Source organism: Futiania mangrovi, from assembly GCF_024158125.1.
In the GTDB taxonomy this organism is placed as follows: Bacteria; Pseudomonadota; Alphaproteobacteria; order Futianiales; family Futianiaceae; genus Futiania; species Futiania mangrovi.
This window is the reverse complement of the sequence record NZ_JAMZFT010000001.1, coordinates 841,449-865,295: the sequence shown is the minus strand read 5'-3', so window position 1 is coordinate 865,295 and position 23,847 is coordinate 841,449. Positions and strand designations below refer to the sequence as shown.

The 23,847-nt window shown below is 67.3% G+C and carries 22 protein-coding genes and 3 tRNA genes; 3 read left to right on the top strand and 22 right to left on the bottom strand.

Going from position 1 to position 23,847, the window contains the following annotated elements; all coding sequences use genetic code 11:
- Positions 1-5 precede the first annotated feature (5 nt).
- From nuoK to NJQ99_RS04160, 12 genes are all read right to left on the bottom strand, one after another.
- Positions 6-314, bottom strand: a complete 309-nt coding sequence (gene nuoK, locus NJQ99_RS04215; protein WP_269331541.1) for an NADH-quinone oxidoreductase subunit NuoK — start codon at positions 312-314, stop codon at positions 6-8.
- Positions 315-327: 13 nt separating this feature from the next.
- Positions 328-939 carry an NADH-quinone oxidoreductase subunit J gene (locus tag NJQ99_RS04210; RefSeq protein WP_269331540.1) on the bottom strand — a complete coding sequence of 204 codons (612 nt, stop codon included), beginning with the start codon at positions 937-939 and terminating at the stop codon, positions 328-330.
- Between the two features lie 135 nt (positions 940-1,074).
- Positions 1,075-1,563, bottom strand: a complete 489-nt coding sequence (gene nuoI, locus NJQ99_RS04205; RefSeq protein ID WP_269331539.1) for an NADH-quinone oxidoreductase subunit NuoI — start codon at positions 1,561-1,563, stop codon at positions 1,075-1,077.
- A 13-nt stretch (positions 1,564-1,576) separates the two neighbouring features.
- Positions 1,577-2,608 (bottom strand): NADH-quinone oxidoreductase subunit NuoH, encoded by a 1,032-nt coding sequence (gene nuoH, locus NJQ99_RS04200; protein ID WP_269332072.1) that lies wholly within the window; start codon positions 2,606-2,608, stop codon positions 1,577-1,579.
- 4 nt (positions 2,609-2,612) lie between these two features.
- Positions 2,613-4,712, bottom strand: a complete 2,100-nt coding sequence (nuoG, locus tag NJQ99_RS04195) for an NADH-quinone oxidoreductase subunit NuoG (protein ID WP_269331538.1) — start codon at positions 4,710-4,712, stop codon at positions 2,613-2,615.
- An 11-nt stretch (positions 4,713-4,723) separates the two neighbouring features.
- The gene (nuoF, locus tag NJQ99_RS04190; protein ID WP_269331537.1) at positions 4,724-6,019 is read right to left on the bottom strand and encodes an NADH-quinone oxidoreductase subunit NuoF; all 1,296 of its coding nucleotides are present in this window, start codon (positions 6,017-6,019) and stop codon (positions 4,724-4,726) included.
- A 51-nt stretch (positions 6,020-6,070) separates the two neighbouring features.
- The gene (gene nuoE / locus NJQ99_RS04185) at positions 6,071-7,102 is read right to left on the bottom strand and encodes an NADH-quinone oxidoreductase subunit NuoE (RefSeq protein ID WP_269331536.1); all 1,032 of its coding nucleotides are present in this window, start codon (positions 7,100-7,102) and stop codon (positions 6,071-6,073) included.
- The gene (locus NJQ99_RS04180; RefSeq protein WP_269331535.1) at positions 7,102-8,289 is read right to left on the bottom strand and encodes an NADH-quinone oxidoreductase subunit D; all 1,188 of its coding nucleotides are present in this window, start codon (positions 8,287-8,289) and stop codon (positions 7,102-7,104) included. Before NJQ99_RS04180 ends, nuoE begins: the two co-directional genes overlap by 1 nt.
- A gap of 3 nt (positions 8,290-8,292) precedes the next feature.
- Positions 8,293-8,898 (bottom strand): NADH-quinone oxidoreductase subunit C, encoded by a 606-nt coding sequence (locus tag NJQ99_RS04175; RefSeq protein ID WP_269331534.1) that lies wholly within the window; start codon positions 8,896-8,898, stop codon positions 8,293-8,295.
- 20 nt (positions 8,899-8,918) lie between these two features.
- The gene (locus NJQ99_RS04170; protein WP_269331533.1) at positions 8,919-9,467 is read right to left on the bottom strand and encodes a NuoB/complex I 20 kDa subunit family protein; all 549 of its coding nucleotides are present in this window, start codon (positions 9,465-9,467) and stop codon (positions 8,919-8,921) included.
- On the bottom strand, positions 9,458-9,823 hold the full coding sequence (locus tag NJQ99_RS04165) for an NADH-quinone oxidoreductase subunit A (protein ID WP_269331532.1): 366 nt from the start codon (positions 9,821-9,823) through the stop codon (positions 9,458-9,460). Before NJQ99_RS04165 ends, NJQ99_RS04170 begins: the two co-directional genes overlap by 10 nt.
- A 289-nt stretch (positions 9,824-10,112) precedes the next feature.
- Positions 10,113-10,189 (bottom strand) — tRNA-Asp (locus NJQ99_RS04160).
- A gap of 180 nt (positions 10,190-10,369) precedes the next feature.
- Here NJQ99_RS04160 and NJQ99_RS04155 point away from each other — a divergent pair.
- Positions 10,370-10,927, top strand: coding sequence for a hypothetical protein (locus NJQ99_RS04155; protein ID WP_269331531.1), 558 nt, complete (start codon positions 10,370-10,372; stop codon positions 10,925-10,927).
- 62 nt (positions 10,928-10,989) lie between these two features.
- Here NJQ99_RS04155 and NJQ99_RS04150 read toward each other — a convergent pair whose 3' ends face one another.
- The 9 genes from NJQ99_RS04150 to NJQ99_RS04110 form a co-directional block, all read right to left on the bottom strand.
- On the bottom strand, positions 10,990-12,033 hold the full coding sequence (locus tag NJQ99_RS04150; protein ID WP_269331530.1) for an NAD-dependent epimerase/dehydratase family protein: 1,044 nt from the start codon (positions 12,031-12,033) through the stop codon (positions 10,990-10,992).
- A gap of 69 nt (positions 12,034-12,102) precedes the next feature.
- Positions 12,103-12,177 (bottom strand) — tRNA-Val (locus NJQ99_RS04145).
- A 184-nt stretch (positions 12,178-12,361) separates the two neighbouring features.
- Positions 12,362-12,634, bottom strand: coding sequence for an HU family DNA-binding protein (locus tag NJQ99_RS04140; protein WP_269331529.1), 273 nt, complete (start codon positions 12,632-12,634; stop codon positions 12,362-12,364).
- A gap of 131 nt (positions 12,635-12,765) precedes the next feature.
- Complete coding sequence (gene lon / locus NJQ99_RS04135; protein ID WP_269331528.1) at positions 12,766-15,180, bottom strand: endopeptidase La; 2,415 nt, start codon at positions 15,178-15,180, stop codon at positions 12,766-12,768.
- A gap of 132 nt (positions 15,181-15,312) precedes the next feature.
- Complete coding sequence (clpX, locus tag NJQ99_RS04130) at positions 15,313-16,605, bottom strand: ATP-dependent Clp protease ATP-binding subunit ClpX (protein ID WP_269331527.1); 1,293 nt, start codon at positions 16,603-16,605, stop codon at positions 15,313-15,315.
- Positions 16,606-16,861: 256 nt separating this feature from the next.
- Positions 16,862-17,512 (bottom strand): ATP-dependent Clp endopeptidase proteolytic subunit ClpP, encoded by a 651-nt coding sequence (gene clpP, locus NJQ99_RS04125; protein ID WP_269331526.1) that lies wholly within the window; start codon positions 17,510-17,512, stop codon positions 16,862-16,864.
- Between the two features lie 163 nt (positions 17,513-17,675).
- Positions 17,676-19,058, bottom strand: coding sequence for a trigger factor (tig, locus tag NJQ99_RS04120; protein WP_269331525.1), 1,383 nt, complete (start codon positions 19,056-19,058; stop codon positions 17,676-17,678).
- 125 nt (positions 19,059-19,183) lie between these two features.
- Positions 19,184-19,268, bottom strand: a tRNA-Leu gene (locus tag NJQ99_RS04115).
- A gap of 28 nt (positions 19,269-19,296) precedes the next feature.
- Complete coding sequence (locus tag NJQ99_RS04110; protein WP_269331524.1) at positions 19,297-20,907, bottom strand: NAD(P)H-hydrate dehydratase; 1,611 nt, start codon at positions 20,905-20,907, stop codon at positions 19,297-19,299.
- 298 nt (positions 20,908-21,205) lie between these two features.
- Here NJQ99_RS04110 and NJQ99_RS04105 point away from each other — a divergent pair, with 298 nt between their 5' ends.
- Both NJQ99_RS04105 and glnA read left to right on the top strand, forming a co-directional pair.
- Positions 21,206-21,544, top strand: a complete 339-nt coding sequence (locus tag NJQ99_RS04105; protein ID WP_269331523.1) for a P-II family nitrogen regulator — start codon at positions 21,206-21,208, stop codon at positions 21,542-21,544.
- Between the two features lie 211 nt (positions 21,545-21,755).
- On the top strand, positions 21,756-23,165 hold the full coding sequence (glnA, locus tag NJQ99_RS04100; protein WP_269331522.1) for a type I glutamate--ammonia ligase: 1,410 nt from the start codon (positions 21,756-21,758) through the stop codon (positions 23,163-23,165).
- A 93-nt stretch (positions 23,166-23,258) separates the two neighbouring features.
- On the opposite strand, the gene NJQ99_RS04095 is transcribed toward glnA, so the two are convergent.
- Positions 23,259-23,717 (bottom strand): hypothetical protein, encoded by a 459-nt coding sequence (locus NJQ99_RS04095; RefSeq protein ID WP_269331521.1) that lies wholly within the window; start codon positions 23,715-23,717, stop codon positions 23,259-23,261.
- Positions 23,718-23,847: the final 130 nt, after the last annotated feature.

Below are 23,847 nucleotides of genomic sequence, written 5' to 3'. Positions count from 1 at the left end.
CCGCCTCAGCCCTTCATCAGATTGATGTCGGCCACGGCGATCGTGCCGCGGTTGCGGAAATAGGTGACGAGGATCGCAAGCCCGATCGCTGCCTCGGCGGCTGCGACCGTCAGCACGAACAGCGCGAACACCTGCCCGACGAGATCGTTCAGGAAGGCCGAGAAGGCCACGAGGTTGATGTTCACCGCCAGCAGCATCAGCTCGATCGACATCAGGATGACGATCACGTTCTTCCGGTTCAGGAAGATGCCGAAGATGCCCAGCGTGAACAGGATCCCGGCGACCGTCAGATAGTGGCCCAGTCCGATTTCCATCCGATAGTCCCCCTCAGATCCCCTGGCCGGGCTTGATGTTCTTCAGCTCGACCGCCTCTTCCCGGCGGCGCAGGACCTGCACCGAGATGTTCTGCCGGCGCACCCCCTCGCGGTGGCGCAGCGTCAGCACGATCGCCCCGATCATCGCGATCAGCAGGATCACGCCCGCGGCCTGGAAGAAGTAGGCGTAGCGCGTGTAGAGCACGAGGCCGAGCGCGTGCGTGTTGGTGATCTGCGACGGATCCGGGATGGGCGCGGCCGCCTGGCCCACCGCCTCCGGCGCGATGGCCCAGCCGCCCACCACAAGCAGGATCTCGATCAGCAGGATCAGGCCGATGGTCGCGCCGATGGGCAGATAGTTCAGGAAGCCCTGGCGCAGCCGCGCGAAGTCGACGTCGAGCATCATCACGACGAACAGGAACAGCACCGCGACCGCGCCGACATAGACGACGACCAGGATCATCGCCAGGAACTCCGCCCCCAGGAGGACGAAGAGCCCCGCCGAGTTGAAGAAGGCGAGGATCAGGAACAGCACCGAGTGCACGGGGTTGCGCGCCGCGATCACCATCAGGCCCGCGGCCACGGCGATTCCGGAGAAGAGATAGAAGGCCAGCGCCTCGATCATGCGGGTTGCCCCCTCAGATGCGTCCCGGCGGGCACGGCATCCCGCGCCCGAAACACGTTCATGTCGGGCCGGCGCAAACGAGCGCCCGCCCTCTCCCTCGTCCCTGGAACCCCGCCCCCGCGAGGCGCCGCCCTTTTAGCGATAGGGCGCGTCGAGTTCCAGATTCTTCGCGATCTCCCGCTCCCACCGGTCGCCGTTGGCGAGCAGCTTCTCCTTGTCGTAGAGCAGTTCCTCGCGCGTCTCGGTCGCAAACTCGAAGTTCGGTCCCTCGACGATCGCATCCACCGGGCACGCCTCCTGGCAGAACCCGCAATAGATGCACTTCACCATGTCGATGTCGTAGCGCGTCGTGCGGCGGCTGCCGTCGGCGCGCGGCTCCGCCTCGATCGTGATGGCCTGCGCCGGGCAGATCGCCTCGCACAGCTTGCAGGCGATGCAGCGTTCCTCGCCGTTGGCATAGCGGCGCAGCGCGTGCTCGCCCCGGAAACGCGGCGACAGCGGTCCCTTCTCGAAGGGATAGTTGAGCGTCGCCTTCGGCCTGAAGAAATACTTCAGGCCCAGGAAGAAGCCGCCGACGAAATCGGCCAGCAGGAACTGGCGTGCGGAGCGTGCGAGGCTGGTCATGGCAATGCCTCCCTCAACCGAGCTTCGGCGCGAGATCGAACGCGACGAGGACGCCCGCCGTCACCGCCACCCAGGCGAGCGACAGGGGCAGGAACACCTTCCAGCCGAGCCGCATGAGCTGGTCGTAGCGGTAGCGCGGCACGATCGCCTTCACCATCGCGAACAGGAAGAAGAAGAAGCAGACCTTCACGATGAACCAGACGATCCCCGGCACGAAGTCGAGCCCCGGAACGGGCGGCAGCCAGCCGCCGAAGAACAGGATCGTCAGCATGGAGCACATGAGCACGATGTTCATGTACTCGCCGATCATGAAGAGCAGGTAGGGAACGGACGAATACTCGACCTGGTAGCCGGCAACGAGTTCCGATTCCGCTTCCGGCAGGTCGAAGGGCGGGCGGTTCGTTTCCGCCAGCGCCGAGACGAAGAACACCACGAACATCGGGAAGAGCGGCAGCCAGAACCAGGAGAACAGGCCCCAGGATCCCTCCTGCGCGCGCACGATGTCGGAGAGGTTGAGCGAGCCCACAACCATCAGCACGGTCACGATCACGAAGCCGATGGAGACCTCGTAGGAGACCATCTGCGCCGCCGACCGCAGGCCGCCGAGGAACGGGTATTTCGAGTTCGACGCCCAGCCGCCCATGATGATGCCGTAGACGCCGAGCGAGGAGATCGCAAAGAGGTAGAGAATGCCGACATTGATGTCGGAGATCACCCAGCCGTCCGCGACCGGCACCACCGCCCAGCCGATCAGCGCCAGCACGAAGGTGATGAGCGGTGCCGCTAGGAACACGATCTTGTCCGCGCCCGCGGGCACGACCGTTTCCTTGACGATGAACTTGATGAAGTCGGCGAACGACTGCAGCAGGCCGAAGGGGCCGACCACGTTCGGGCCCCGGCGCATCTGCACCGCCGCCCAGACCTTGCGGTCGGCGTAGAGCAGGAACGCCAGCGAGACGAGCAGCCCGACGGTGAGCGCAAGGCATTGCGCCACGATCACCAGGAGCGGCCAGCCATAGGTCGTCCAGATACCAGCGTCCGCCATCGCCTCACCCATGGGTCCCCGTCGCCCCCGCCTTGGCCCGCGCCGCCTTCAGCGCCGACAATTCGCCCATCACGCGGCTTGCGCGCGCGATCGGGTTCGTCAGGTACACGTCCTCGACCGCATTTGCAAAGGGCTCCGCGCTCATGTCACCCCCGCCCTGCGGCGCCTGCCACGGGGCGGCGTGCACCGTGTCGATCTCCGCCAGGTGCGGCACCGCCTCGAACAGTTTCGCACGAAGCTGGCGCAGCGAATCGTAGGGAAGCGTCTTGCCCGCGACCGCCGACAGCGCCCGCACGATGGCCCAGTCCTCCCGCGCGTCGCCCGGCGGGAAGATCGCCCGGAAGCCGAGCTGCGGGCGGCCTTCCATGTTGACGTAGAGGCCGTCCTTCTCCGTATAGGCCGCGCCCGGCAGGACCACGTCGGCGCGGTGCGCGCCGCGGTCGCCGTGGCTGCCCTGGTAGATGACGAAGGCCTTGCCAAAACGGTCGCCCGGAATCTCGTCGGCGCCGAGCAGCCACACCACCTCGACCTCGCCCGACTGCGCGCCGGCGAGGATCGCGTCGCGGTCGCGGCCGCCCTCGCCCGGCACGAAGCCGACCTCGAGCCCGCCCACGCGCGCGGCCGCCGTGTGCAGCACATTGACGCCGGTCCAGCCGTCCGTCACCGCCCCCACGGCCTCAGCCAGCTTGGCGACCGCCGACCAGACAGCGGCCCCGTCGGCTCGGGCGAGCGCGCCCTGCCCGACGACGATCATCGGCCGTTCGGCCTTCTTGAGCGTCTCGAAGAAGGAATGCTTGCCCGCCGCGAGTTCCGCGAGCGTGTCGGGGCCGGCCCCCAGGCGCTCCACCTCATAGGTGAGGTCGCCGACGGTACCGATGGCGCCCACCGGGAACGGCCCGGCGAGCCAGCGCTTGCGGATGCGCGCGTTCAGAACCGAAGCCTCGGCGCGCGGATCGGTGCCGACGAGCAGCAGCGCATCCGCCTGCTCGATGGCAGCGATGCCGGAGTTGAAGAGCCACGACGACCGGTTCGCCGGGTCGAGCTTCGCCCCGTCCTGACGGCAGTCGAGGCTCGTGACCCCGAAGCTTTCGAGCAGCCCCTTGAGCGCGAACATGGATTCGGTGTCGCACAGGTCGCCGGCGATGGCCGCGACCTTCTCCGGCGCGGTGCCCGCGAGCTTGTCGGCGACGACGGCGAACGCCTCGTCCCAGCTTGCGGGGCGCAGCTTGCCGTTCTCGCGCACATAAGGGCGGTCGAGACGCTGGCGCTTCAGCCCGTCCCAGACGAAGCGCGACTTGTCGGAGATCCACTCCTCGTTCACGTCCTCGTTGAGGCGCGGCAGGATGCGCATGACCTCGCGCCCGCGGCTGTCGACGCGGATGTTGGCGCCCTGCGCGTCCATCACGTCGACGCTCTCGGTCTTCTTCAGCTCCCAGGGCCGCGCGGTGAAGGCGTAGGGCTTCGAGGTCAGCGCGCCGACCGGGCACAGGTCGATCACGTTGCCCGAAAGCTCCGACGTCAGAGCCTGCTCCAGATAGGTCGTGATCTCCATGCTCTCGCCGCGGCCCGTCGCGCCCAGTTCGGGCACGCCCGCAACCTCGGTCGCGAAGCGGACGCAGCGCGTGCAATGGATGCAGCGCGTCATGATCGTCTTGACGAGCGGCCCCATCTCCTTGTCCTCGACCGCGCGCTTGTTGAGCGCATAGCGCGTGTGGTCGACGCCGAAGGCCATCGCCTGGTCCTGCAGGTCGCACTCGCCGCCCTGGTCGCAGATCGGGCAGTCGAGCGGATGGTTGATCAGCAGGAACTCCATCACGCCCTCGCGCGCCTTCTTGACGGCGGGCGTGTTGGTCAGGATGCGCGGCGGTTCCCCGTTCGGGCCGGGGCGCAGGTCGCGCACGCCGAGCGCGCACGACGCCTGCGGCTTCGGCGTGCCCGGCACCTCGACGAGGCACATGCGGCAGTTGCCGGCGATCGACAGCCGCTCGTGGTAGCAGAAACGCGGAATGTCGACGCCCGCCGCCTCACACGCCTGCAGCAGCGTGTAGCCGGCCGGAACCTCGATCTCGGTCTCGTTGACGACGACCTTGCGGGTATCGCTCATCGCCCTTCCCCTTACTCTGCCGCTGCGGCCGGAACGGCCACCCGCGTCTTCGTGGAGCGGATACGCTCCTCGATCACCGGGCGGAAATGCCGGATCAGGCCCTGGATGGGCCACGCCGCCGCATCACCGAGGGCGCAGATGGTGTGGCCCTCGACCTGCGTCGTGACGTCGAGCAGCATGTCGATGTCGCTGACTTCGGCCTCGCCGCGCACCAGCTTCTCCATGACGCGCCACATCCATCCCGTGCCCTCGCGGCAGGGCGTGCACTGGCCGCAGCTCTCGTGCTTGTAGAAGCGGGCGAGCCGGGCGATGGCGCGGATCACGTCGGTCGACTTGTCCATGACGATGACCGCCGCGGTGCCGAGGCCCGACTTCACCTCGCGCAGCGCGTCGAAGTCCATCAGCACGTCGTCGCAGATCTCCTTGGGGATCAGCGGGACGGACGAGCCACCCGGAATGACCGCCAGCAGATTGTCCCAGCCGCCGCGCACGCCGCCGCAATGCTTCTCGATCAGCTCGCGCAGCGGGATCGACATGGCCTCCTCGACGTTGCAGGGCCGCTCCACATGGCCGGAGATGCAGAACACCTTGGTGCCGGTGTTGTTCGGGCGGCCGAAGCCCGCGAACCAGGACGCGCCGCGGCGCAGGATGGTCGGCGCGACCGCGATCGATTCAACGTTGTTGACCGTCGTCGGGCAGCCGTAGAGGCCGACGTTCGCCGGGAACGGCGGCTTGAGGCGCGGCATGCCCTTCTTGCCCTCGAGGCTTTCCAGCAGCGCCGTTTCCTCGCCGCAGATATAGGCGCCCGCGCCGTGATGGACGTAGAGGTCGAAGTCCCAGCCGTGGACGTTGTTCTTGCCGATCAGGCGGGCCTCGTAGGCCTCGTCCACCGCGCGCTGCAGCGCCTTGCGCTCGGCGATGTATTCGCCGCGGATGTAGATGTAGCAGGCGTGCGCGCCCATCGCGAACGAGGCGATCAGGCACCCCTCGATCAGCTTGTGCGGATCGCCGCGCATGATCTCGCGGTCCTTGCAGGTGCCGGGCTCCGACTCGTCGGCGTTGACGACGAGATAGTGCGGGCGCCCGTCGCTCTCCTTCGGCATGAAGGACCATTTGAGGCCGGTCGGGAAGCCCGCGCCGCCGCGCCCGCGCAGACCGCTCTCCTTCATCTCGGAGATGACCCAGTCGCGGCCCTTCTCGATCAGCGCCTTGGTGCCGTCCCAGTCGCCGCGTGCGCGCGCCCCCGCAAGGCCCGGATCGCCGAACCCGTAGAGGTTTGTGAAAATGCGGTCCTTGTCTGACAGCATGCCTTCAGTCCTTCAATCGACGGCCGCCGGTCCGGCGCGCCCGTGCGCGCATCAGTCCTTGCTGGAGGGGACGTCGCCCTTCTCCACCCGCTTCGAAAACTCCGTCTCGCCGCCCCCGGCGAGGATCTTCGCCTGGCCGATCCAGTCGTCCCGCTCGATCCGGCCCTTGAACTTCAGCCGGGCGTCGACCCAAGCCACGTTCTCCGGCGTCCACGCCGCGATCTGCGAGAAGTGCCAGAAGCCCATCTCGTTCAGAAGCGTCTCAAGTTTCGGGCCTACGCCGCTGATCTTCTTGAGATCGTCCGCCTCGCCCTTCGGCGCCTTCAGCAGTTCGGGCGCGGCCTCCGCCGCCGCCCCCTCGCCCGGATCCTTCAGCGCAGGTGCGCCTTCCTGGGCCTGCGGCTTCGGCTTGGCGGCTTTCTTCGGCGCCTGATCGTCGGCCTTCGGGCCGGCCGCCTTCGTGGCCGTCGCGGTGCCGTTGTAGACCGCGGGATCGGTCAGGGAGGTGAGCCCGCCCACCGGCTCCGACGTCTTCCGGCCGATCAGCGAGCCCGGCGTGCGCGCCTTGCCTGCCTTCAGGTCGTCGAGGAGTTCGGAGAAATTCTCCCGCGTCAGGTCCTCGTAGTAGTCGTCGTTGACCTGCACCATCGGCGCGTTGCAGCAGGCGCCCAGGCACTCGACCTCCAGCCAGGAGAAGGTGCCGTCGGCAGACACCTTGCCCTCCGGCCCGATCTTGTCCTTGCAGACCGCGATCACGTCGTCCGACCCGCGCAGCATGCAGGGCGTCGTGCCGCAGACCTGCACGAAGAACTTGCCCACCGGCGCGAGGTTGAACATCGAGTAGAAGGTCGCAACCTCGAGCGCGCGGATGTAGGGCATGCCCAGCATGTCCGCCACGTGCTCGATCGCCGGGCGGGGCAGCCAGCCGCCCGCCTGCGCCTGCGCCTTCCACAGAAGCGGAATGATGGCCGACGCCTGGCGCCCTTCCGGGTACTTGGCGATCTGGCCGGCGGCCCAGTCCTTGTTCTCCGCCGTGAAGGCGAAGCTTTCGGGCTGCTCGTGATGGAGACGGCGAAGAGCCATTAGCGGTCGATCTCCCCGAACACGATGTCAAGCGAACCCAGCACGGCCGAAACGTCGGCCAGCATGTGCCCGCGGGTCAGGTGGTCCATCGCCTGCAGGTGCGCGAAGCCGGGCGCGCGGATCTTGCAGCGATAGGGCTTGTTGGTGCCGTCGGACACGAGGTAGACGCCGAACTCGCCCTTCGGCGCCTCGACGCAGGCATAGACCTCCCCCGCCGGCACGTGGAAGCCTTCGGTGTAGAGCTTGAAGTGATGGATGAGCGCCTCCATCGAGCGCTTCATCTCGCCCCGCTTGGGCGGCACCACCTTGTTGTTCACCGCCGAGAAGGGCTGGCCCTTCGTCTCCCGCAGGCCCTTGATGCACTGCTTCATGATGCGCAGGGACTGGCGCATCTCCTCCATGCGGATGAGATAGCGGTCGTAGCAGTCGCCGTTCTTGCCAATGGGAACGTCGAACTCCATCTCCGAATAGCACTCGTAGGGCTGCGCGCGGCGCAGGTCCCACGCGAGGCCCGATCCCCGCGCCATGACGCCGGTGAAACCCCAGGCGAACACGTCCTCCGGCGGCACGATGCCGATGTCGACGTTGCGCTGCTTGAAGATGCGGTTGTCGGTCAGCAGCCCCTCGATGTCGTCGAGCACCGCCGGGTGGCTGTCGCAGAAGGCGTCGATATCGTCGACCAGTTCCTCGGGCAGGTCCTGGTGCACGCCGCCGACGCGGAAATAGGCCGCGTGCATCCGGCTGCCGCTCGCCCGCTCGTAGAAGACCATGAGCTTCTCGCGCTCCTCGAAGCCCCAGAGCGGGGGCGTGAGCGCGCCGACGTCCATGGCCTGCGTGGTCACGTTGAGAAGGTGCGAAAGAAGCCGCCCGATCTCCGAATAGAGCACGCGGATCAGCTGCCCGCGGCGCGGCACCTCGATCCCCAGGAGACGCTCCGCGGCGAGGCAGAATGCATGCTCCTGGTTCATCGGCGCGACATAGTCGAGCCGGTCGAAGTACGGGATCGCCTGGAGATAGGTCTTGTACTCGATCAGCTTCTCGGTGCCGCGGTGCAGCAGGCCGATGTGCGGGTCGACACGGTCGACGACCTCGCCGTCCAGCTCCAGCACCAGGCGGAGAACGCCGTGCGCGGCCGGGTGCTGCGGCCCGAAGTTGATGTTGAAGTTGCGGATGCGCTGCTCGGCCATGGTTCAGGCGCCCCCCGCCTTCTCGTCGCCCGGCAGGATGTATTCGGCGCTTTCCCACGGGCTCATGAAATCGAAACTCCGGAACTCCTGCGCGAGCTGGACGGGCTCGTACACCACGCGCTTGGCGGTCTCGTCGTAGCGAACCTCGACATGGCCCGTCAGCGGGAAGTCCTTGCGCAGCGGATAGCCGCGGAAGCCATAGTCCGTCAGGATCCGGCGCAGGTCGGGATGGTCGGAAAACAGGACGCCGAACATGTCGAACACCTCCCGCTCCAGCCAGTTGGCGGTCGGGAAGACGCCGATGACGCTGGGGACCGGGTGCTCCTCGTCCGCCTCGACCTTCACGCGGACACGCTGGTTCTGGTGCATCGACAGAAGGTGATAGACCACGTCGAATCGCTTGCCCCGCTCCGGCCAGTCGACCGCGGTCACGTCGATCAGCTGCTTGAACTGGCACGAGGAATCGTCGCGCAGGAAGGTCAGCAGGCGTCCGATGAAGTCGGCATGCGCCGTCACCGTCAATTCGCCATGGGCGACCGAGTAGCCGATCACCGCGGTGTCCTGAGACGTGGCGATGTGCTCGCCAAGCTCGTGAAGCTGGTCGTCCATGCCTGTCCCCGTCGCCCGGTTCAGCGGATGATCGTGCCGGTGCGCCGGATCTTCCGCTGCAGCTGGAGGATGCCGTAGAGCAACGCCTCAGCCGTGGGCGGACAGCCGGGGACATAGACGTCCACCGGCACGATCCGGTCGCACCCGCGCACGACCGAGTAGGAATAGTGGTAGTAGCCGCCGCCGTTCGCGCACGACCCCATCGAGATCACGTAGCGCGGCTCCGGCATCTGGTCGTAGACCTTGCGCAGCGCCGGCGCCATCTTGTTGGTCAGCGTGCCGGCCACGATCATCAGGTCGGACTGGCGCGGGCTGGCCCGCGGAGCGGTGCCGAACCGCTCCAGGTCGTAGCGCGGCATGGAGGCCTGCATCATCTCCACCGCGCAGCACGCCAGGCCGAACGTCATCCAGAACAGCGAGCCGGTGCGCGCCCAGGTGATCACGTCGTCGAGGCTGGTGACGAGGAAGCCCTTGTCCGCCAACTCGTCCGAGATCTGGCGGAAATAGGCGTCGTCGTGCGGCTGGGCGGCGCCGGCCGCGGTGGCCGCCGCGGGTGTCGTCACTCCCATTCCAGCGCCCCTTTCTTCCACTCGTAGATGAAGCCGATAGTCAGGATCCCCAGGAACACCATCATCGACCAGAAGCCGAAGAGCCCGACCTCGCCCAGCGTGATCGCCCAGGGGAAGAGGAACGCGACCTCCAGGTCGAAGATGATGAACAGGATCGCCACAAGATAGAATCGCACGTCGAACTTCATGCGGCTGTCGTCGAAGGCGTTGAAGCCGCACTCGTAGGCCGACAGCTTCTCCGCGTCGGGCATCTGCGGCGCGGCGAGCCAGGCGGCCGCCATGAGCGCAATCCCCAGCACCAGCGCGAGGCCGAGAAAGATCAGGATCGGAAGATATTCGACGAGCAGACCGTCCATGGATCGCCCCTTGCTGCCCGCGGACCGGACCTGATCGTCCGGCACCCGCCTGTCCGAAGTCGGCGGCATCATAGGCGGATGCCTTCAAAACGCAATCCGCCTCGCCTGCGAAATCTGCATGGCGCTGTGGGCTCTTCCCGCATTGCAGGAAAACGCCCCTTGCCGCACCTGGACACCCTAAAGCGTCCATGGTTGCACGGCCACCCCCGTGCGGCACCGCACCGCGGCCAAATGCACCGCGCCCTGCCTGGGCGCAGGCCGTAAACGGCACTGGACTGAAAGGAGAAAATGGCGGGAGTGACGGGGCTCGAACCCGCGACCTCCGGCGTGACAGGCCGGCACTCTAACCAACTGAGCTACACCCCCGCGGGCGACCGCGTCTCGCGCGGTGAGGGGTAAGTATTCGACGCGCCCCGGCCTGTCAAGCACCCGCAGACGGCCAAAGTGCACCCCGCCCGCGGACGGCGCTGCTGTGGCGCGCGGCGCTTGCGGCACGGTCCTTGCTCGTCCTGCGCGCATTGTTGCGCAACATGGGAGTTGAGTATCATGAAACGACGTCATCTTCTCGCGGCCGTCGCGGGTGCGGCCATGACGGCCGGCCTCGCAGGCGGGGCCAACGCGGCCGTTTTCGAGACCGCGTTTACCTTCGAGGCCTTTGATGTGGGCCTCTGCCCCGGCGGAATCTGCCCGGCCGTTCCGCAGGATCCGGTGAGCGGTCTCGTCGTCTGGGAGGGGGCTTCCGCGACCTCGCCGATCGATGCGCTCGTGTCCATTACCCTGACAATCGCAGGCAAGACGTACGACATCTCGGAAGTGACCTTCCAGAATCTCGTCGGCGAGTCGGTCGTCGGCGGCATCCCGGGCGGCGCGCTGTCGACGCCGGGCGGCGTGGACGACTTCATCCTGTCCTGGAACCCGGCGACGGGCATGCCTATCGCCTTCCAGTACAGCGTGGCGAACGTCGACAGCTATTTCGTCTCGATGGCGGCGTCGGAGTTCGAGACGGCACGCGCGCGCGTCGACGAACCGTCGATGGCCGGGCTCATGGGTCTCGGGCTTGCGGGCCTCGCGCTCGGCGGATTGCGCCGGCGCCGGATGGCCTGACGCATGGACCACACGGCGGCGGGGCCGATGCGCCCTGCCGCCCACCCGTCCCGATCCGGCTCCTAGACCTTGCCCGTGTCGATCAGCGATTGCGCCGCCGCGACGACCGCCTCGCCTGAGGGGCGGAAGCGCACGCCCGTCATCTCCGTGACATAGGCGGCATCGGCCAACGGCCGCACGCCGAAATCCGCCCGCACCGCACGCAGGGCGGGATCGGCAACCGCCAGCGCCCGCACGGCCCAGACCGGAAGTTGCAGCCGCGGAATCCGCCGCGCACGGCCAGGGAAGGCAGCGCGCAACGTCTCCGCCATTTCCTTCAGCGAAAGCGTCTCACCCGCCGCGAGCAACCGGCGCCCCGCCGCCTCCCCCGTCTGCAGGGCGCGCACGTGGACGCCTGCCACATCACGCACGTCCGCAACCGGATAGGCGGTCGGAGGCACGGCCGGATACTTGCCTGTGAGAATCATGCCGATCACCTCGAGCGAGGTTCCGAACACGCCGTCGAGCGCGGGCCCGAGAACGAAGCCCGGGTTGACCGTGGTGATGCGCTCGAGGGTGCCGTCGCTGCGCGCCTGCGCCCACAACGCCTGCTCGGCCCTCGTCTTCGAGACCGCATAGGCCGTGAGCGGCGCCCATTCCGGGTCGGTCCAGTCGCCCTCCCCGAACCTCATCTCTGCCGGGCGGTTCGCCCTGTAGACCATTGCCACGATTGAGGACGTTGCCACGAAGCGCGCGGCACCGGCTGCCATCGCGGCCTCGTAGACACGCAGCGTACCGGCGCGCGCGGGGCCCACAAGCGCCTCGCGGTCGCGCGGATTGCCGAGCGGAAAGGGCGACGCCACGTGCAGGACTGCCACACAGCCCCGAACCGCCTCGGCCCAGCCGTCCTCGCGGTCGAGATCGGCCTCGCAGAATGAGAACCGCGCGGCATCCGCGCCCTGCCCGGCCAGTGCGCCGCGCAAATCCTCCCCCTTCGATGCCGAGCGGACGGTGCCGCGCACGCGGTATCCCGCCTCGAGCAACTGGAGGACGACATGCCGGGCGATGAAGCCGGACGCTCCCGTGACGAGAACAGATCCCATGTCCGGAGAGATGACGGCGCTCATGACCTGCTCCGATGCTGCCTGTCAGTCTCTACGCACCGGGACCGCTTGCGGATCCGTCCGGGATGCAAATGGTGGGCGATGAAGGATTCGAACCTCCGACCCTCTCGGTGTAAACGAGACGCTCTACCACTGAGCTAATCGCCCATGCACGCTGCATGATGCGCCAGTCGACGTGCCCGCGAACGGACACGCGCGGCAGGGACGCCATCCCGCGGAATGGCCTGGCCTGTCCCGGCCTGGAATTTCTGCATGATACACGAACGGCTGCACCCTGCGCTTCCTGCAGAATGCAGCCGTACGATCTGAGAGGCGTGCCGCCGTGGCGCGCTTAGTTCAGCGCGTCCTTCAGGCCCTTGCCAGCCTTGAACTTCGGCTGCTTCGACGCGGGGATCGTGATGGTCGCCCCGGTCTGCGGGTTGCGGCCCTGTTTCGCTTCGCGCGCCGCGACGGCAAAGGACCCGAACCCGACGAGGCGAACCTCGTCCCCCTGCTTGAGGGCGTCGGTGATGGCATCGAACACGGCGTCAACAGCCTTCGCTGCATCGGCCTTGGTCAGCCCGGTCTTGTCCGAGACGACCGAAGCGAGTTCGTTCTTGTTCACAGCTTCTCCCCGCTAGACGTGTGAGACTACAAAACGCGCAGGGAGTGTAGGCGCGCCCGCGCGGACAGGTCAAAGGAAAAGCCGCGCGAATCGCCCGATTCCCGCGGCTTTTCCACAGATCAATGCGTCGCTCAGTGGGTGATGAGCGTGTTCGAGCCGTCTTCCGCCTTGTCCTCGCGCGGGGCGGCCTCCTCCTTCTCCTCGTCCCACTCGATGGGCACGAGGGGACGGGTCAGGGCGACCTTGAGAACGTCGTCGATTCCCTCGGCCGTCACGATCTTCAACCCCTCCTTCACATTGTCGGGGATGTCGGCCAGGTCCTTCTCGTTCTCCTTCGGGATCACGACGGTGGTGATGCCGCCGCGCAGCGCGGCGAGCAGCTTCTCCTTCAGGCCGCCGATCGCGAGCACGCGGCCGCGCAGCGTGATCTCGCCCGTCATCGCCACGTCGCGGCGAATCGGGTTGGCGGTGAGGACCGAGACGATCGCCGTCACCATGCCCACGCCGGCCGACGGGCCGTCCTTCGGGGTCGCCCCTTCCGGGACGTGGACGTGGATGTCGCGCTTCTCGAACACGTCGGGGCGGATACCGAGGGACACCGCGCGGGCGCGCACGAGCGACGAGCCGGCCTCGATCGATTCCCGCATCACGTCGCCGAGCTTGCCGGTGGTCTTCATCTTGCCCTTGCCGGGCAGGGTCACCGCCTCGATCTGCAGCAGGTCGCCGCCGACCTCGGTCCAGGCGAGGCCCGTGACGACGCCCACCTGGTCCTCGCGCTCCACTTCGCCGAAGCGGTGCTTGCGCACGCCCGCGAAGTCGCCGAGGTTTTCCGGCGTCACCTTGACATCGAGAACCTCGCCCGCCACCAGCTTCTTAACCGCCTTGCGGCAGAGGTTGGCGATCTCGCGCTCGAGGTTACGCACGCCCGCCTCCCGCGTGTAGTAGCGGATCAGGTCGCGGAGCGCGGTGTCGCTGACCTCCCACTCCCCTTCCTTCAGCCCGTGATTCTTGAGCTGCTTGGGAATGAGGTGCCGGCGCGCGATCTCGACCTTCTCGTCCTCGGTGTAGCCGGGGATGCGGATGATCTCCATCCGGTCGAGCAGCGGCTGCGGCATGTTGAGCGTGTTCGCCGTCGTGATGAACATCACGTCGGACAGGTCGTAGTCGATCTCCAGGTAATGGTCGCTGAAGGTCGCGTTCTGCTCCGGATCCAGCACCTCGAGCAGCGCCGCGGAGGGATCGCCGCGGAAGTCGTGGCCCATCTTGTCGATCTCGTCGAGCAGGAACAGCGGGTTCGACGACTTCGCCTTCTTCATCGACTGGATGATCTTGCCGGGCATCGAGCCGATGTAGGTGCGCCGGTGGCCGCGGATCTCCGCCTCGTCGCGCACGCCGCCCAGCGACACGCGCACGAAGTCGCGTCCCGTGGCCCGCGCGATAGAGCGGCCGAGCGACGTCTTGCCCACGCCGGGCGGGCCGACGAGGCACAGGATCGGGCCCTTCAGCTTGTTCATCCGGCTCTGGACCGCGAGGTACTCGACGATCCGCTCCTTCACCTTCTCCAGGCCGTAATGGTCGGTGTCCAGCACCTCCTCGGCCAGGTGGATGTCCTTCTTCAGCTTCGCGCGCTTCTTCCACGGCAGCGACACGATCCAGTCGAGGTAGTTGCGCACCACCGTCGCCTCGGCCGACATCGGGCTCATCTGCTTGAGCTTCTTCAGCTCCTGGTCGGCCTTCTCGCGCGCTTCCTTGCTGAGCTTGGCCTTGGCCAGCTTCTCTTCCAACTCGTCCAGCTCGCCGCGGCCGTCCTCGCCCTCGCCCAGCTCGCGCTGGATCGCCTTCATCTGCTCGTTGAGGTAGTACTCGCGCTGCGTCTTCTCCATCTGCCGCTTGACGCGGTTGCGGATACGCTTCTCCACCTGGAGGACGCCGATCTCGCCCTCCATCAGCTCGAGCACCTTCTCCAGCCGCTCCTTCACGGTCGGCAGTTCGAGGAGCGCCTGCTTTTCGGCGATCTTGACCGCGAGGTGGCCCGCGACGGTGTCGGCGAGCTTGGAGGCCTCGTCGATCTGGCTGACCGTGACCAGAACCTCCGGCGGCACCTTCTTGTTCAGCTTCACATACTGCTCGAACTGCGTTGAGACCGTGCGCATCAGCGCCTGGATCTCGCGCGCGTCCTCCGCCGGCTCGTCGAGCGGCGTGGCCTCGGCCTCGAAGAACTCCTCGTTCTCCAGATAGCCTGTGACGCGGGCGCGCTTGACCCCCTCGACCAGCACCTTCACCGTGCCGTCCGGCAGCTTCAGAAGCTGCAGGACCGACGCGATCGTGCCGACGTCGAAGATGTCGCCCTTCTGCGGATTGTCGTTCGAGGCATCCCGTTGGGTCGCAAGCAGGATCTGCTTGTCGTTGTTCATCACGTCCTCGAGCGCCCGCACGGATTTGTCGCGCCCCACGAAGAGCGGCACGATCATGTGCGGAAACACAACGATGTCCCTGAGCGGCAACACCGGGTAGACGCCAGAAGTCGCTTCGTACTGTTCAGTCATGGCGAACTCGCATCTGGAGGGGTCCGGCCCCCGGATGGGCGACCGGTTCAGTCATCCTGGGGGATGACGTGGTATCGACAAGATGTGGGATCAAGTCCGCGCGCGACAAGCCAGTGCTTGTGCCCGTCAGCCTCACGCGGACGTCCCGACATCCTCGCGGCGGTCGGCGTAGATGAGCAGCGGCTTCGCGCGCCCTTCCACCACCTCGCCGTTGATGACGACCTCTTCCACGCCGTTCATCGACGGCAGGTCGTACATCGGTTCCAGCAGGATGCCCTCGAGGATGGAGCGCAGGCCCCGCGCACCCGTCTTGCGGGCGATGGCCTTGCGCGCGATGGCGCGCAGCGCGTCATCGGAGAAGGTGAGGCTCACATCCTCCATCTCGAACAGGCGCTGGTACTGCTTCACGAGCGCGTTCTTCGGCTTCTGCAGGATGTCCATGAGGGCATCCTCGTCGAGGTCCTCCAGCGTCGCAAGGACGGGCATCCGGCCGATGAATTCCGGGATCAGGCCGAACTTCAGCAGATCCTCAGGCTCCACCTGCCGCAGCAGCTCGCCGGTGCGCCGGTCCTCCGCCGCCTTGACCTCCGCACCGAAACCGATGGACGTGCCCGTCCCGCGGCTCGCGATGATCTTTTCCAGGCCCGCGAACGCGCCGCCGCAGATGAAGAGGATGTTGGTCGTGTCGACCTGCAGGAATTCCTGCTGCGGATGCTTGCGCCCGCCCTGCGGCGGCACCGAGGCAACCGTCCCCTCCATGATCTTCAGCAGCGCCTGCTGCACGCCCTCGCCCGACACGTCGCGGGTGATCGAGGGGTTGTCCGACTTGCGGCTGATCTTGTCGACCTCGTCGATGTAGACGATGCCGCGCTGCGCACGCTCGACATTGTAGTCGGCCGACTGCAGCAGCTTGAGTATGATGTTCTCCACGTCCTCGCCGACATAGCCCGCCTCGGTGAGCGTGGTGGCGTCGGCCATCGTGAACGGCACGTCGAGGATGCGCGCCAGCGTCTGCGCCAGCAGCGTCTTGCCGCAGCCCGTCGGGCCGATCAGCAGGATGTTCGACTTCGCCAGTTCGACATCGTTGTTCTTGGTGGCGTGGTTGAGGCGCTTGTAGTGGTTGTGAACCGCGACCGAGAGGACCTTCTTGGCGAAGTCCTGGCCGATCACATAGTCGTCGAGCACCTTGCGGATTTCCTGCGGCGTCGGCACGCCGTCGCGCGACTTCACCAGCGAGGTCTTGTTCTCCTCGCGGATGATGTCCATGCACAGCTCGACGCACTCGTCGCAGATGAACACGGTCGGGCCGGCAATGAGCTTTCGCACCTCGTGCTGGCTCTTGCCGCAGAAGGAGCAATAGAGCGTGTTCTTGGAGTCGCCGCTGCCGCCGCCTGCTCCGGTGTTGCTGCCGCTGACCTTGCTCATGCTCACTCCTTACACCCCTGCGCGCCCTGCATGTTGCCGGGGGCTTCTGTCATCCCGCGGCCGATCCGGCGGACGCTTCGCGTCGTCTTCCGTGGCCCTTGCCGGGTCCGATGCACGATCCGTGCCGCACCGGGCCGTCCGAGTCACCGTCGGCCAATACGAGCACGATAGTCACACTAGGATCAATAAGCCATTACCGGCCCGAAACAAGGGGCGGACGGGGCGGAACCGTGCCGCACGGGCCGCCCCGGTCCCGTCAGGAGGACTTGGACTTGTCGCCCTCGTCCTCGGCCTTGCCGGGGCGCTGGGTGACGACCTCGTCCACGATGCCGAAGGCCTTGGCCTCGTCCGCGGTCATGAAGGTGTCGCGGTCGAGCGCGCGTTCGATCTCCTCCATGGTGCGGCCGGTGTGCTCCACATAGACATTGTTGAGGCGCTTCTTCAGCTCGAGGATCTCGCGGGCGTGCCGCTCGATGTCGGAGGCCTGGCCCTGGAAGCCGCCCGACGGCTGGTGCACCATCACGCGCGCGTTCGGCAGCGCGAAACGCATCCCCGGAGCGCCGGCTGCCAGCAGCAGCGAGCCCATGGACGCCGCCTGCCCGATGCACAGCGTCGAGACCTTCGGCTTGATGTACTGCATGGTGTCGTAGATCGCCATGCCCGAGGTCACCACGCCGCCCGGCGAGTTGATGTAGAAGCTGATTTCCTTCTTCGGGTTCTCCGCCTCGAGGAAGAGAAGCTGCGCCACGATAAGGCTGGACACGCCGTCCGCCACCGGGCCCGTCAGGAAGATGATCCGCTCCTTCAGGAGGCGGGAATAGATGTCGAACGCCCGCTCGCCGCGGCTGGTCTGCTCGACCACCATCGGGACCAGGGTGTTCATGTAGGTGTCGATGGGGTCTCTCATGGCAACGCGCCCGCCTCTTGCTTGACCTGTTCTTTAACTGCGCCGCGGGGCGATATCGAACCGCCCCGCACGCCGCCGTTCTGGCCGGACCTTGCCACGCGACCGGAAAAGAGCCGGTTAATCCGCGAGGGCCGCGCGCGGCATGCCCCGCCGGGGCCGCCTCTCAGCCCTCGCCGTCCTCGTCCGGGTCGGACATCAGCTCGTCCTTGGAGACGGGCTTGTCGGTGATCTCGGCCCGCTCCAGCAGATAGTCCACGACCTTGTCCTCGAAAAGAGGTGCGCGGAACTGCGCCGCATACTGCGGGTTCTGGCGCACGTAGTCGAGGAACTGCTGCTCCTGGCCGGGGAAGCGCCGCGCCTCCTGCATGATCAGGCGGTTCACCTCCTCGTCGGAGACGGTGATGGCGTTCTTCTGCCCGATCTCGGCCAGCACGAGGCCGAGGCGCACGCGCCGCTCGGCGAGCTTGCGGTGCTCCTCGGTAACCTCGGGCTCCTTCGCCTCGTGCGCATGGTCGTGATCGTGGTCATGGTCGTGATCATGATCGTGATCGTGATCGTGATCGTGGCTGTGCTCTTCCTGCGGTGTCAGCTGGCGGGCGACGTCCTTCGCCTCGTTCTCCAGCATCCGGGCCGGCAGCTCGAAATCGTAGAGATCGTCGAGCGCGTCGAGCAGCTTGCGCTTCAGGCGCCCGCGCGAGACCCCGCCGAAGTCGCGCGACAGCTGGTCGCGGATCATCTGCTTGAGGTTCTCGAGGTCGCTCGCGCCGAACTGCGTGGCGAAGGCATCGTCCACGTCGACCGGCTTGGGCGCGCGCACCTCCTTCACGGTGACCTCGAACACGGCCTCCTTGCCGGCCAGTTCCTTCGCGCCGTAGTTCTCCGGGAAGCTGACGGTCACGTCGGTCTTGGCGCCGGTCTTCTTGCCGATCAGCTGGTCCTCGAAGCCGGGAATGAACGCGCCGGAGCCGAGCGTCAGCTCATAGTCGTCCGCCGCGCCGCCCTCAAACGCCTCGCCGCCGATGCGTCCCACGAAGTCGATCAGCACCTGGTCGCCCGACTTTGCCTGCGCCGTCTTGCCGCGCGGCTCGAACGCGGTGTTGGATTCGGCGAGCCGCTTGAGCGTCGCCTCGACCTCCTGGTCGAGGTCCGCGTCCTTCAGCGTCGGACGCTCCAGCTTCAGCGTACCGAAGTCCTTCTCCGGAATCTCGGGCATCACGTCGATCGCGATCTTGTACTCGAGGTCGCCGCCTTCCTCGAACTTCGTGACCTCGATCGAGGGCTGGCCGGCCGGGCGGATGCCCTCGTCGCTCAGCAGCTTCTGCGAGCTTTCGGTCACCGACTTCTGGATCACGTCGCCCATGATCTGGCGGCCGTACTGCTTGCGCAGCAGCGCCAAGGGCACCTTGCCGGGGCGGAACCCCTTCATGCGGACGTTGGCCGCAAGCTCCTCGAGCTGGCCGTTCATCTGCGCGTCGAGTTCGGTGGCCGGAATCGTCACCGCATATTCGCGGGACAGGCCTTCGCGGTTCAGTTCCTTGACGTCCATGGCGCCCTTGCATCCGTTCGGTGTGAGGAAAATCGAGCCGCCTATCTATAAGGATGGCGCGCGCGTCTCAAGCCCCCTTGCGGAACGGGGGCGAAATCGGGTGAGGCGCGCCGCGCGCTCCCCGATGGTGCGGGCGGAGGGACTCGAACCCCCACGCCTTGCGGCACCAGGACCTAAACCTGGCGCGTCTACCAGTTCCGCCACGCCCGCAACATGACCACTCCGGGGCGTGGGAGTATCACGGTTCGGACGCGGGCGCGAGATGGATCGGCGGCGGCAGGCCCGCATCCCCGATCAGCGCGGCGGCGACCTGCGGCAGCGCCTCGGGCAGGTCCTCGGCGATGAGGCCCGGACCGCAGACCTCCGCCGCCGCCCCGTGCATCCAGGCTGCGGCGCACGCGGCCTCGAACGCGGGCATCCCTTGCGCGAGCAGCCCGCCGACGATGCCCGCCAGCACGTCGCCCGAACCCGCCGTCGCGAGCCATGCCGGCGCATTGGCCGCGATGGCCGTGCGCCCGTCCGGCGCGGCCACCACCGTGTCGGGCCCCTTCAGCAGCACGACCGAACCCAGCCTCTCCGCCGCCGTCCGCGCCCGGTCGAGGCGGCTCAACCGCTGTCCGGCGGCCTGCAGGCCGAGATCGGGGACGAGACGCGCGAACTCCCCCTCGTGCGGGGTTAGTACCGTCCGTGGGGGCATCCGGTCCGCGATCCCCTCGCCCCGTTCCGCAAGCAGCGTCAGCGCATCCGCGTCTAGCACGAGGCCGGTCAGCCCCTCCCCCTCCGCCGGGGCCGCCAGTGCGGCGAGAAGCCGCTCGCGCGCGCTCTCGTCCGTGCCGAGACCCGGCCCGGCGACCAGCGTCGAAATGCGGTGCCGCGCCATCAGGTTCGCCGCGGCTTCTCCCGCCCGCACGGGTTTGACCATGACCGCGGTGAGATGGCTCGCGAGCACCATCGCGGCCGAGGGCGCGCATATCATGGAGACGAGGCCCGCGCCCGCACGCAAGGCCCCGCGCGCCGCCAAGCGGGCGGCGCCCGACTGCACCGCCGGGCCGCTCAGCACGCCCAGGTGACCGCGGGTATATTTGTGCCCGGCCGCCTCCGGCACCGGGAACGCGCCCCGCCACAGGCCCGGCGCATTGGCAAACGCCTTGGGCGCGAGACCCGTCACCGCCGCCTCCGGAATGCCGATGTCCGCGACCGTCAGCGCCCCGCAGAGCGCACGCCCCGGATAGAGCAGGTGGCCGGGCTTGAGCGTGGCAAAGGTCACCGTCTCCACGGCACGCGCCGCGGCGCCCCGCACCTCGCCCGTCGCCCCGTCGAGGCCGGAGGGCACGTCGACCGCCACGATATCCGCATCGCTTGCGTCCAGCGCCTCGACGAGGCGCCGCGCCACCCCCTCCAGCGGGCGCGACAGACCCGCCCCGAACAGCGCGTCGATCCAGACGTGCGGCTGGCTGGCCTCGTCCAGGCCCGCCAGGTCGAGGGCGGCTTGGAGCGGATGCACCTCGCCCAGCCATTGCCGCGCGGCATCCGCGGCGTCGCCTCCCAGATCCCCGCGCGCACCGAGCAGATAGACCGTGGCCTCCACGCCTTCCTCCGCCAGCAGCCGCGCCGCGACGAAGCCGTCCCCGCCATTGTTGCCCGGCCCGCAGAGAACGGCCGCCCGCCTGCCCTGCCGGTGGCCGAGGCGGCGCAGCACGGCGTCCGCGACCGCGCGCCCCGCCCTGGCCATGAGCACGGTGCCCGGCGTGCCCGCGGCGATGGCCGCGGCGTCCGCCTGCCCCATCTCGCGCGGGGTCAGGAGCGGCACCGGGGCCGCCCAGTCGTCGAGGCCGAAAAGCTCCTGCATGTCCGCCGCTCCGCCAGGATCGCATCCGCGCCGGCGAGGGTCGCTTACGGCTTGCTCCAGGTCAAAGCCGAACCTCGCAAGCGACGCCAGGATGCCTCCATCGGCACCGGCTGCACAATCTTTCGCCACGCTTGCCTTCTTTTTCGGCAAAGGGCGATGGGTCGGGGACGCGGCGGATGCCCAAAAGCGCGTCAGAACGGCCTTTGCGCAAGCTCACGGCAAACTGGCACGCGGCATGCTTAATCAGGCCCGACGAACTTGGGCAGAGCGCGTTTGCCGGCGAGGAGAACAGGCGTCCATGAAGAAGATCGAGGCGATCATCAAGCCCTTCAAGCTCGACGATGTGAAGGAGGCGCTGCAGGAGGTCGGCCTTCAGGGCATCACGGTGACGGAGGCGAAGGGTTTCGGCCGCCAGAAGGGCCATACGGAACTCTATCGCGGCGCCGAATATGTCGTCGATTTCCTGCCCAAGGTGAAGCTGGAGATCGTGCTGGACGACGGCCTCGTCGACCGGGCGATCGAGGCGATCACCAACGCCGCGCGCACGGGCCGCATCGGCGACGGGAAGATCTTCGTGACGAATGTCGAGGAGGCCGTGCGCATCCGCACCGGCGAGACCGGGACGGAGGCGATCTGAAGGGGCCCGCCGCGCAAGCCACGCGCGGGCGCACGGGCGGGCAGAGAGAGATCGAGGAACTTCGCGGGCGGCGGGGCGACCGGCCGCACGCGGACAGGCCGGGCCGGACGCCGCACCCCCTCGCGGGACGCGGAAACCGGACCAGGTCCGGGGCGACAGCCCCAACGATGACAAGAACCAGCAACTCGAACCGAAAAAGGGCGATGGATCAATGAGCTCGGCTGAGAAGCTTCTGAAGGAAATTAAGGACAAGGACGTCAAGTACGTCGATCTGCGCTTCACCGACACCAAGGGCAAGTGGCAGCACGTCACCTTCGACGTCGGCATGGTCGACGAGTCGTTCTTCGAGGACGGCCAGATGTTCGACGGCTCGTCCATCGCCGGCTGGAAGGCGATCAACGAGTCGGACATGGTCCTCATGCCTGACACGGCGACGGCGTTCATCGACCCGTTCTTCGCGCAGACGACCATGTCGATCACCTGCGACGTGCTGGAGCCGTTCACGGGCGAGGCCTATGGCCGCGACCCGCGCACGACCGCGAAGAAGGCGGAAGCCTACCTGAAGGCCTCGGGCGTCGGCGACACCGTTTATTGCGGCCCGGAAGCCGAGTTCTTCATGTTCGACGACATCCGCTGGAAGGTCGCGATGAACAAGGTCGCGGTCGAGATCGACAGCGACGAGGGCCCCTACAACACCGACCGCATGATGGAGCCGGGCAACCTCGGCCACCGTCCGCGCATCAAGGGCGGCTACTTCCCTGTCCCGCCGGTCGACAGCGCCCAGGATATCCGCTCCGAGATGCTCTCGGCCATGGCCGAGATGGGCGTCGAGGTCGAGAAGCACCACCACGAGGTGGCGCCCTCGCAGCATGAGCTGGGCTTCAAGTTCTCCACGCTCACGCGCTGCGGCGACATGATGCAGATCTACAAGTACGCCATCCACCAGGTGGCGGCCTCCTACGGCAAGACGGCGACCTTCATGCCGAAGCCGGTGAAGGGCGACAACGGCTCGGGCATGCACGTGCACCAGTCGATCTGGAAGGACGGCAAGCCGCTGTTCGCGGGTTCGGGCTACGCAGACCTGTCGGAGACGTGCCTCTACTACATCGGCGGGATCATCAAGCACGCCCGCGCGATCAACGCCTTCTCGAACGCCTCGACGAACTCCTACAAGCGCCTGATCCCGGGCTTCGAGGCGCCGGTGCTGCTGGCCTACTCCGCGCGCAACCGCTCGGCGTCGATCCGCATCCCCTACTCGCCCTCGCCGAAGGGCAAGCGGATCGAGTGCCGCTTCCCCGATCCCTCGGGCAACCCGTACCTGACCTACACGGCGCTGATGATGGCGGGCCTCGACGGCATCGAGAACAAGATCCATCCGGGCGACCCGATGGACAAGGACCTCTATGCCCTGCCGCCGGAAGAGCTGAAGGACATCCCGACCGTTTGCGGCAGCCTGCGCGAGGCGCTGGAAGCCCTCGACGGCGACCGGGAGTTCCTGAAGAAGGGCGGCGTGTTCACCGACGACCAGATCGATGCCTACATCGAGCTGAAGATGGAAGAGGTGTACAACTTCGAGCACACGCCGCACCCGGTCGAGTTCGAGATGTACTACAGCGTCTGATCCCTCGCCGGATCGCACGCAGGATGCGCGTATGAGGAAGGCCGCTCCGGGCAACCGGGGCGGTCTTTGCCGTTCTGCCCCGACTGCGTGCCCCTAGTTCGCCGGGCGCGGCAGGCAGGGCGCAACGATCGCGTGGCAGAGGCGCGTGCGCTCATAGGTCGGCCCGGCGCCGGAATAGCGAACGGCCTTCACCCGGTCCCGCTCCAGCACGAAGGTCGTCCGGCAAACGGCACTGTCCACCCGGTCGTAGCCATAGAGCGGAAAGCCCAGTCCGAACGCGCCGAAGCTGCGCCGGTCGCCGAACACGCTGCCGACGCCCACCCCGACGCTCGGGCTGCCCCAGGTCTCGTAGCCCGAAAGCTCGTAGGTGTAATACTCCAGCCCGTCCGCTGCCGCCGTCGCGGTCGGCGCACCTGCACATTCCAGCAGTGTCGTCTTGGGCATCCCGACAAGCAGGGACTGGGCGGCGAGCGTTTCCTTTTGCGCCGTCGATTCGCATCCCGAAAGAACGATGGCGGCTGCTGCCGCGGCCAGTGCACCCACGATCCTCATGCGACCTGTCTCCCTTCGGCACAAGCGGCCCGATAGCGGCATGTACTCACGCGGCACATTCCTGCCTTACAACATAGATCACGCCCGCAGCGTTGGGAATTCGCAACCGTGTCGCAAACAGGCAACCCAC

Coding starts and splice junctions, on each gene's coding strand:
- nuoK (WP_269331541.1), bottom strand. CDS start 314: ATGGAAATCGGACTGGGCCACTATCTGACGGTCGCCGGGATCCTGTTC.
- NJQ99_RS04210 (WP_269331540.1), bottom strand. CDS start 939: ATGATCGAGGCGCTGGCCTTCTATCTCTTCTCCGGAATCGCCGTGGCC.
- nuoI (WP_269331539.1), bottom strand. CDS start 1,563: ATGACCAGCCTCGCACGCTCCGCACGCCAGTTCCTGCTGGCCGATTTC.
- nuoH (WP_269332072.1), bottom strand. CDS start 2,608: ATGGCGGACGCTGGTATCTGGACGACCTATGGCTGGCCGCTCCTGGTG.
- nuoG (WP_269331538.1), bottom strand. CDS start 4,712: ATGAGCGATACCCGCAAGGTCGTCGTCAACGAGACCGAGATCGAGGTT.
- nuoF (WP_269331537.1), bottom strand. CDS start 6,019: ATGCTGTCAGACAAGGACCGCATTTTCACAAACCTCTACGGGTTCGGC.
- nuoE (WP_269331536.1), bottom strand. CDS start 7,102: ATGGCTCTTCGCCGTCTCCATCACGAGCAGCCCGAAAGCTTCGCCTTC.
- NJQ99_RS04180 (WP_269331535.1), bottom strand. CDS start 8,289: ATGGCCGAGCAGCGCATCCGCAACTTCAACATCAACTTCGGGCCGCAG.
- NJQ99_RS04175 (WP_269331534.1), bottom strand. CDS start 8,898: ATGGACGACCAGCTTCACGAGCTTGGCGAGCACATCGCCACGTCTCAG.
- NJQ99_RS04170 (WP_269331533.1), bottom strand. CDS start 9,467: ATGGGAGTGACGACACCCGCGGCGGCCACCGCGGCCGGCGCCGCCCAG.
- NJQ99_RS04165 (WP_269331532.1), bottom strand. CDS start 9,823: ATGGACGGTCTGCTCGTCGAATATCTTCCGATCCTGATCTTTCTCGGC.
- NJQ99_RS04155 (WP_269331531.1), top strand. CDS start 10,370: ATGAAACGACGTCATCTTCTCGCGGCCGTCGCGGGTGCGGCCATGACG.
- NJQ99_RS04150 (WP_269331530.1), bottom strand. CDS start 12,033: ATGAGCGCCGTCATCTCTCCGGACATGGGATCTGTTCTCGTCACGGGA.
- lon (WP_269331528.1), bottom strand. CDS start 15,180: ATGACTGAACAGTACGAAGCGACTTCTGGCGTCTACCCGGTGTTGCCG.
- clpX (WP_269331527.1), bottom strand. CDS start 16,605: ATGAGCAAGGTCAGCGGCAGCAACACCGGAGCAGGCGGCGGCAGCGGC.
- clpP (WP_269331526.1), bottom strand. CDS start 17,512: ATGAGAGACCCCATCGACACCTACATGAACACCCTGGTCCCGATGGTG.
- tig (WP_269331525.1), bottom strand. CDS start 19,058: ATGGACGTCAAGGAACTGAACCGCGAAGGCCTGTCCCGCGAATATGCG.
- NJQ99_RS04110 (WP_269331524.1), bottom strand. CDS start 20,907: ATGCAGGAGCTTTTCGGCCTCGACGACTGGGCGGCCCCGGTGCCGCTC.
- NJQ99_RS04105 (WP_269331523.1), top strand. CDS start 21,206: ATGAAGAAGATCGAGGCGATCATCAAGCCCTTCAAGCTCGACGATGTG.
- glnA (WP_269331522.1), top strand. CDS start 21,756: ATGAGCTCGGCTGAGAAGCTTCTGAAGGAAATTAAGGACAAGGACGTC.
- NJQ99_RS04095 (WP_269331521.1), bottom strand. CDS start 23,717: ATGAGGATCGTGGGTGCACTGGCCGCGGCAGCAGCCGCCATCGTTCTT.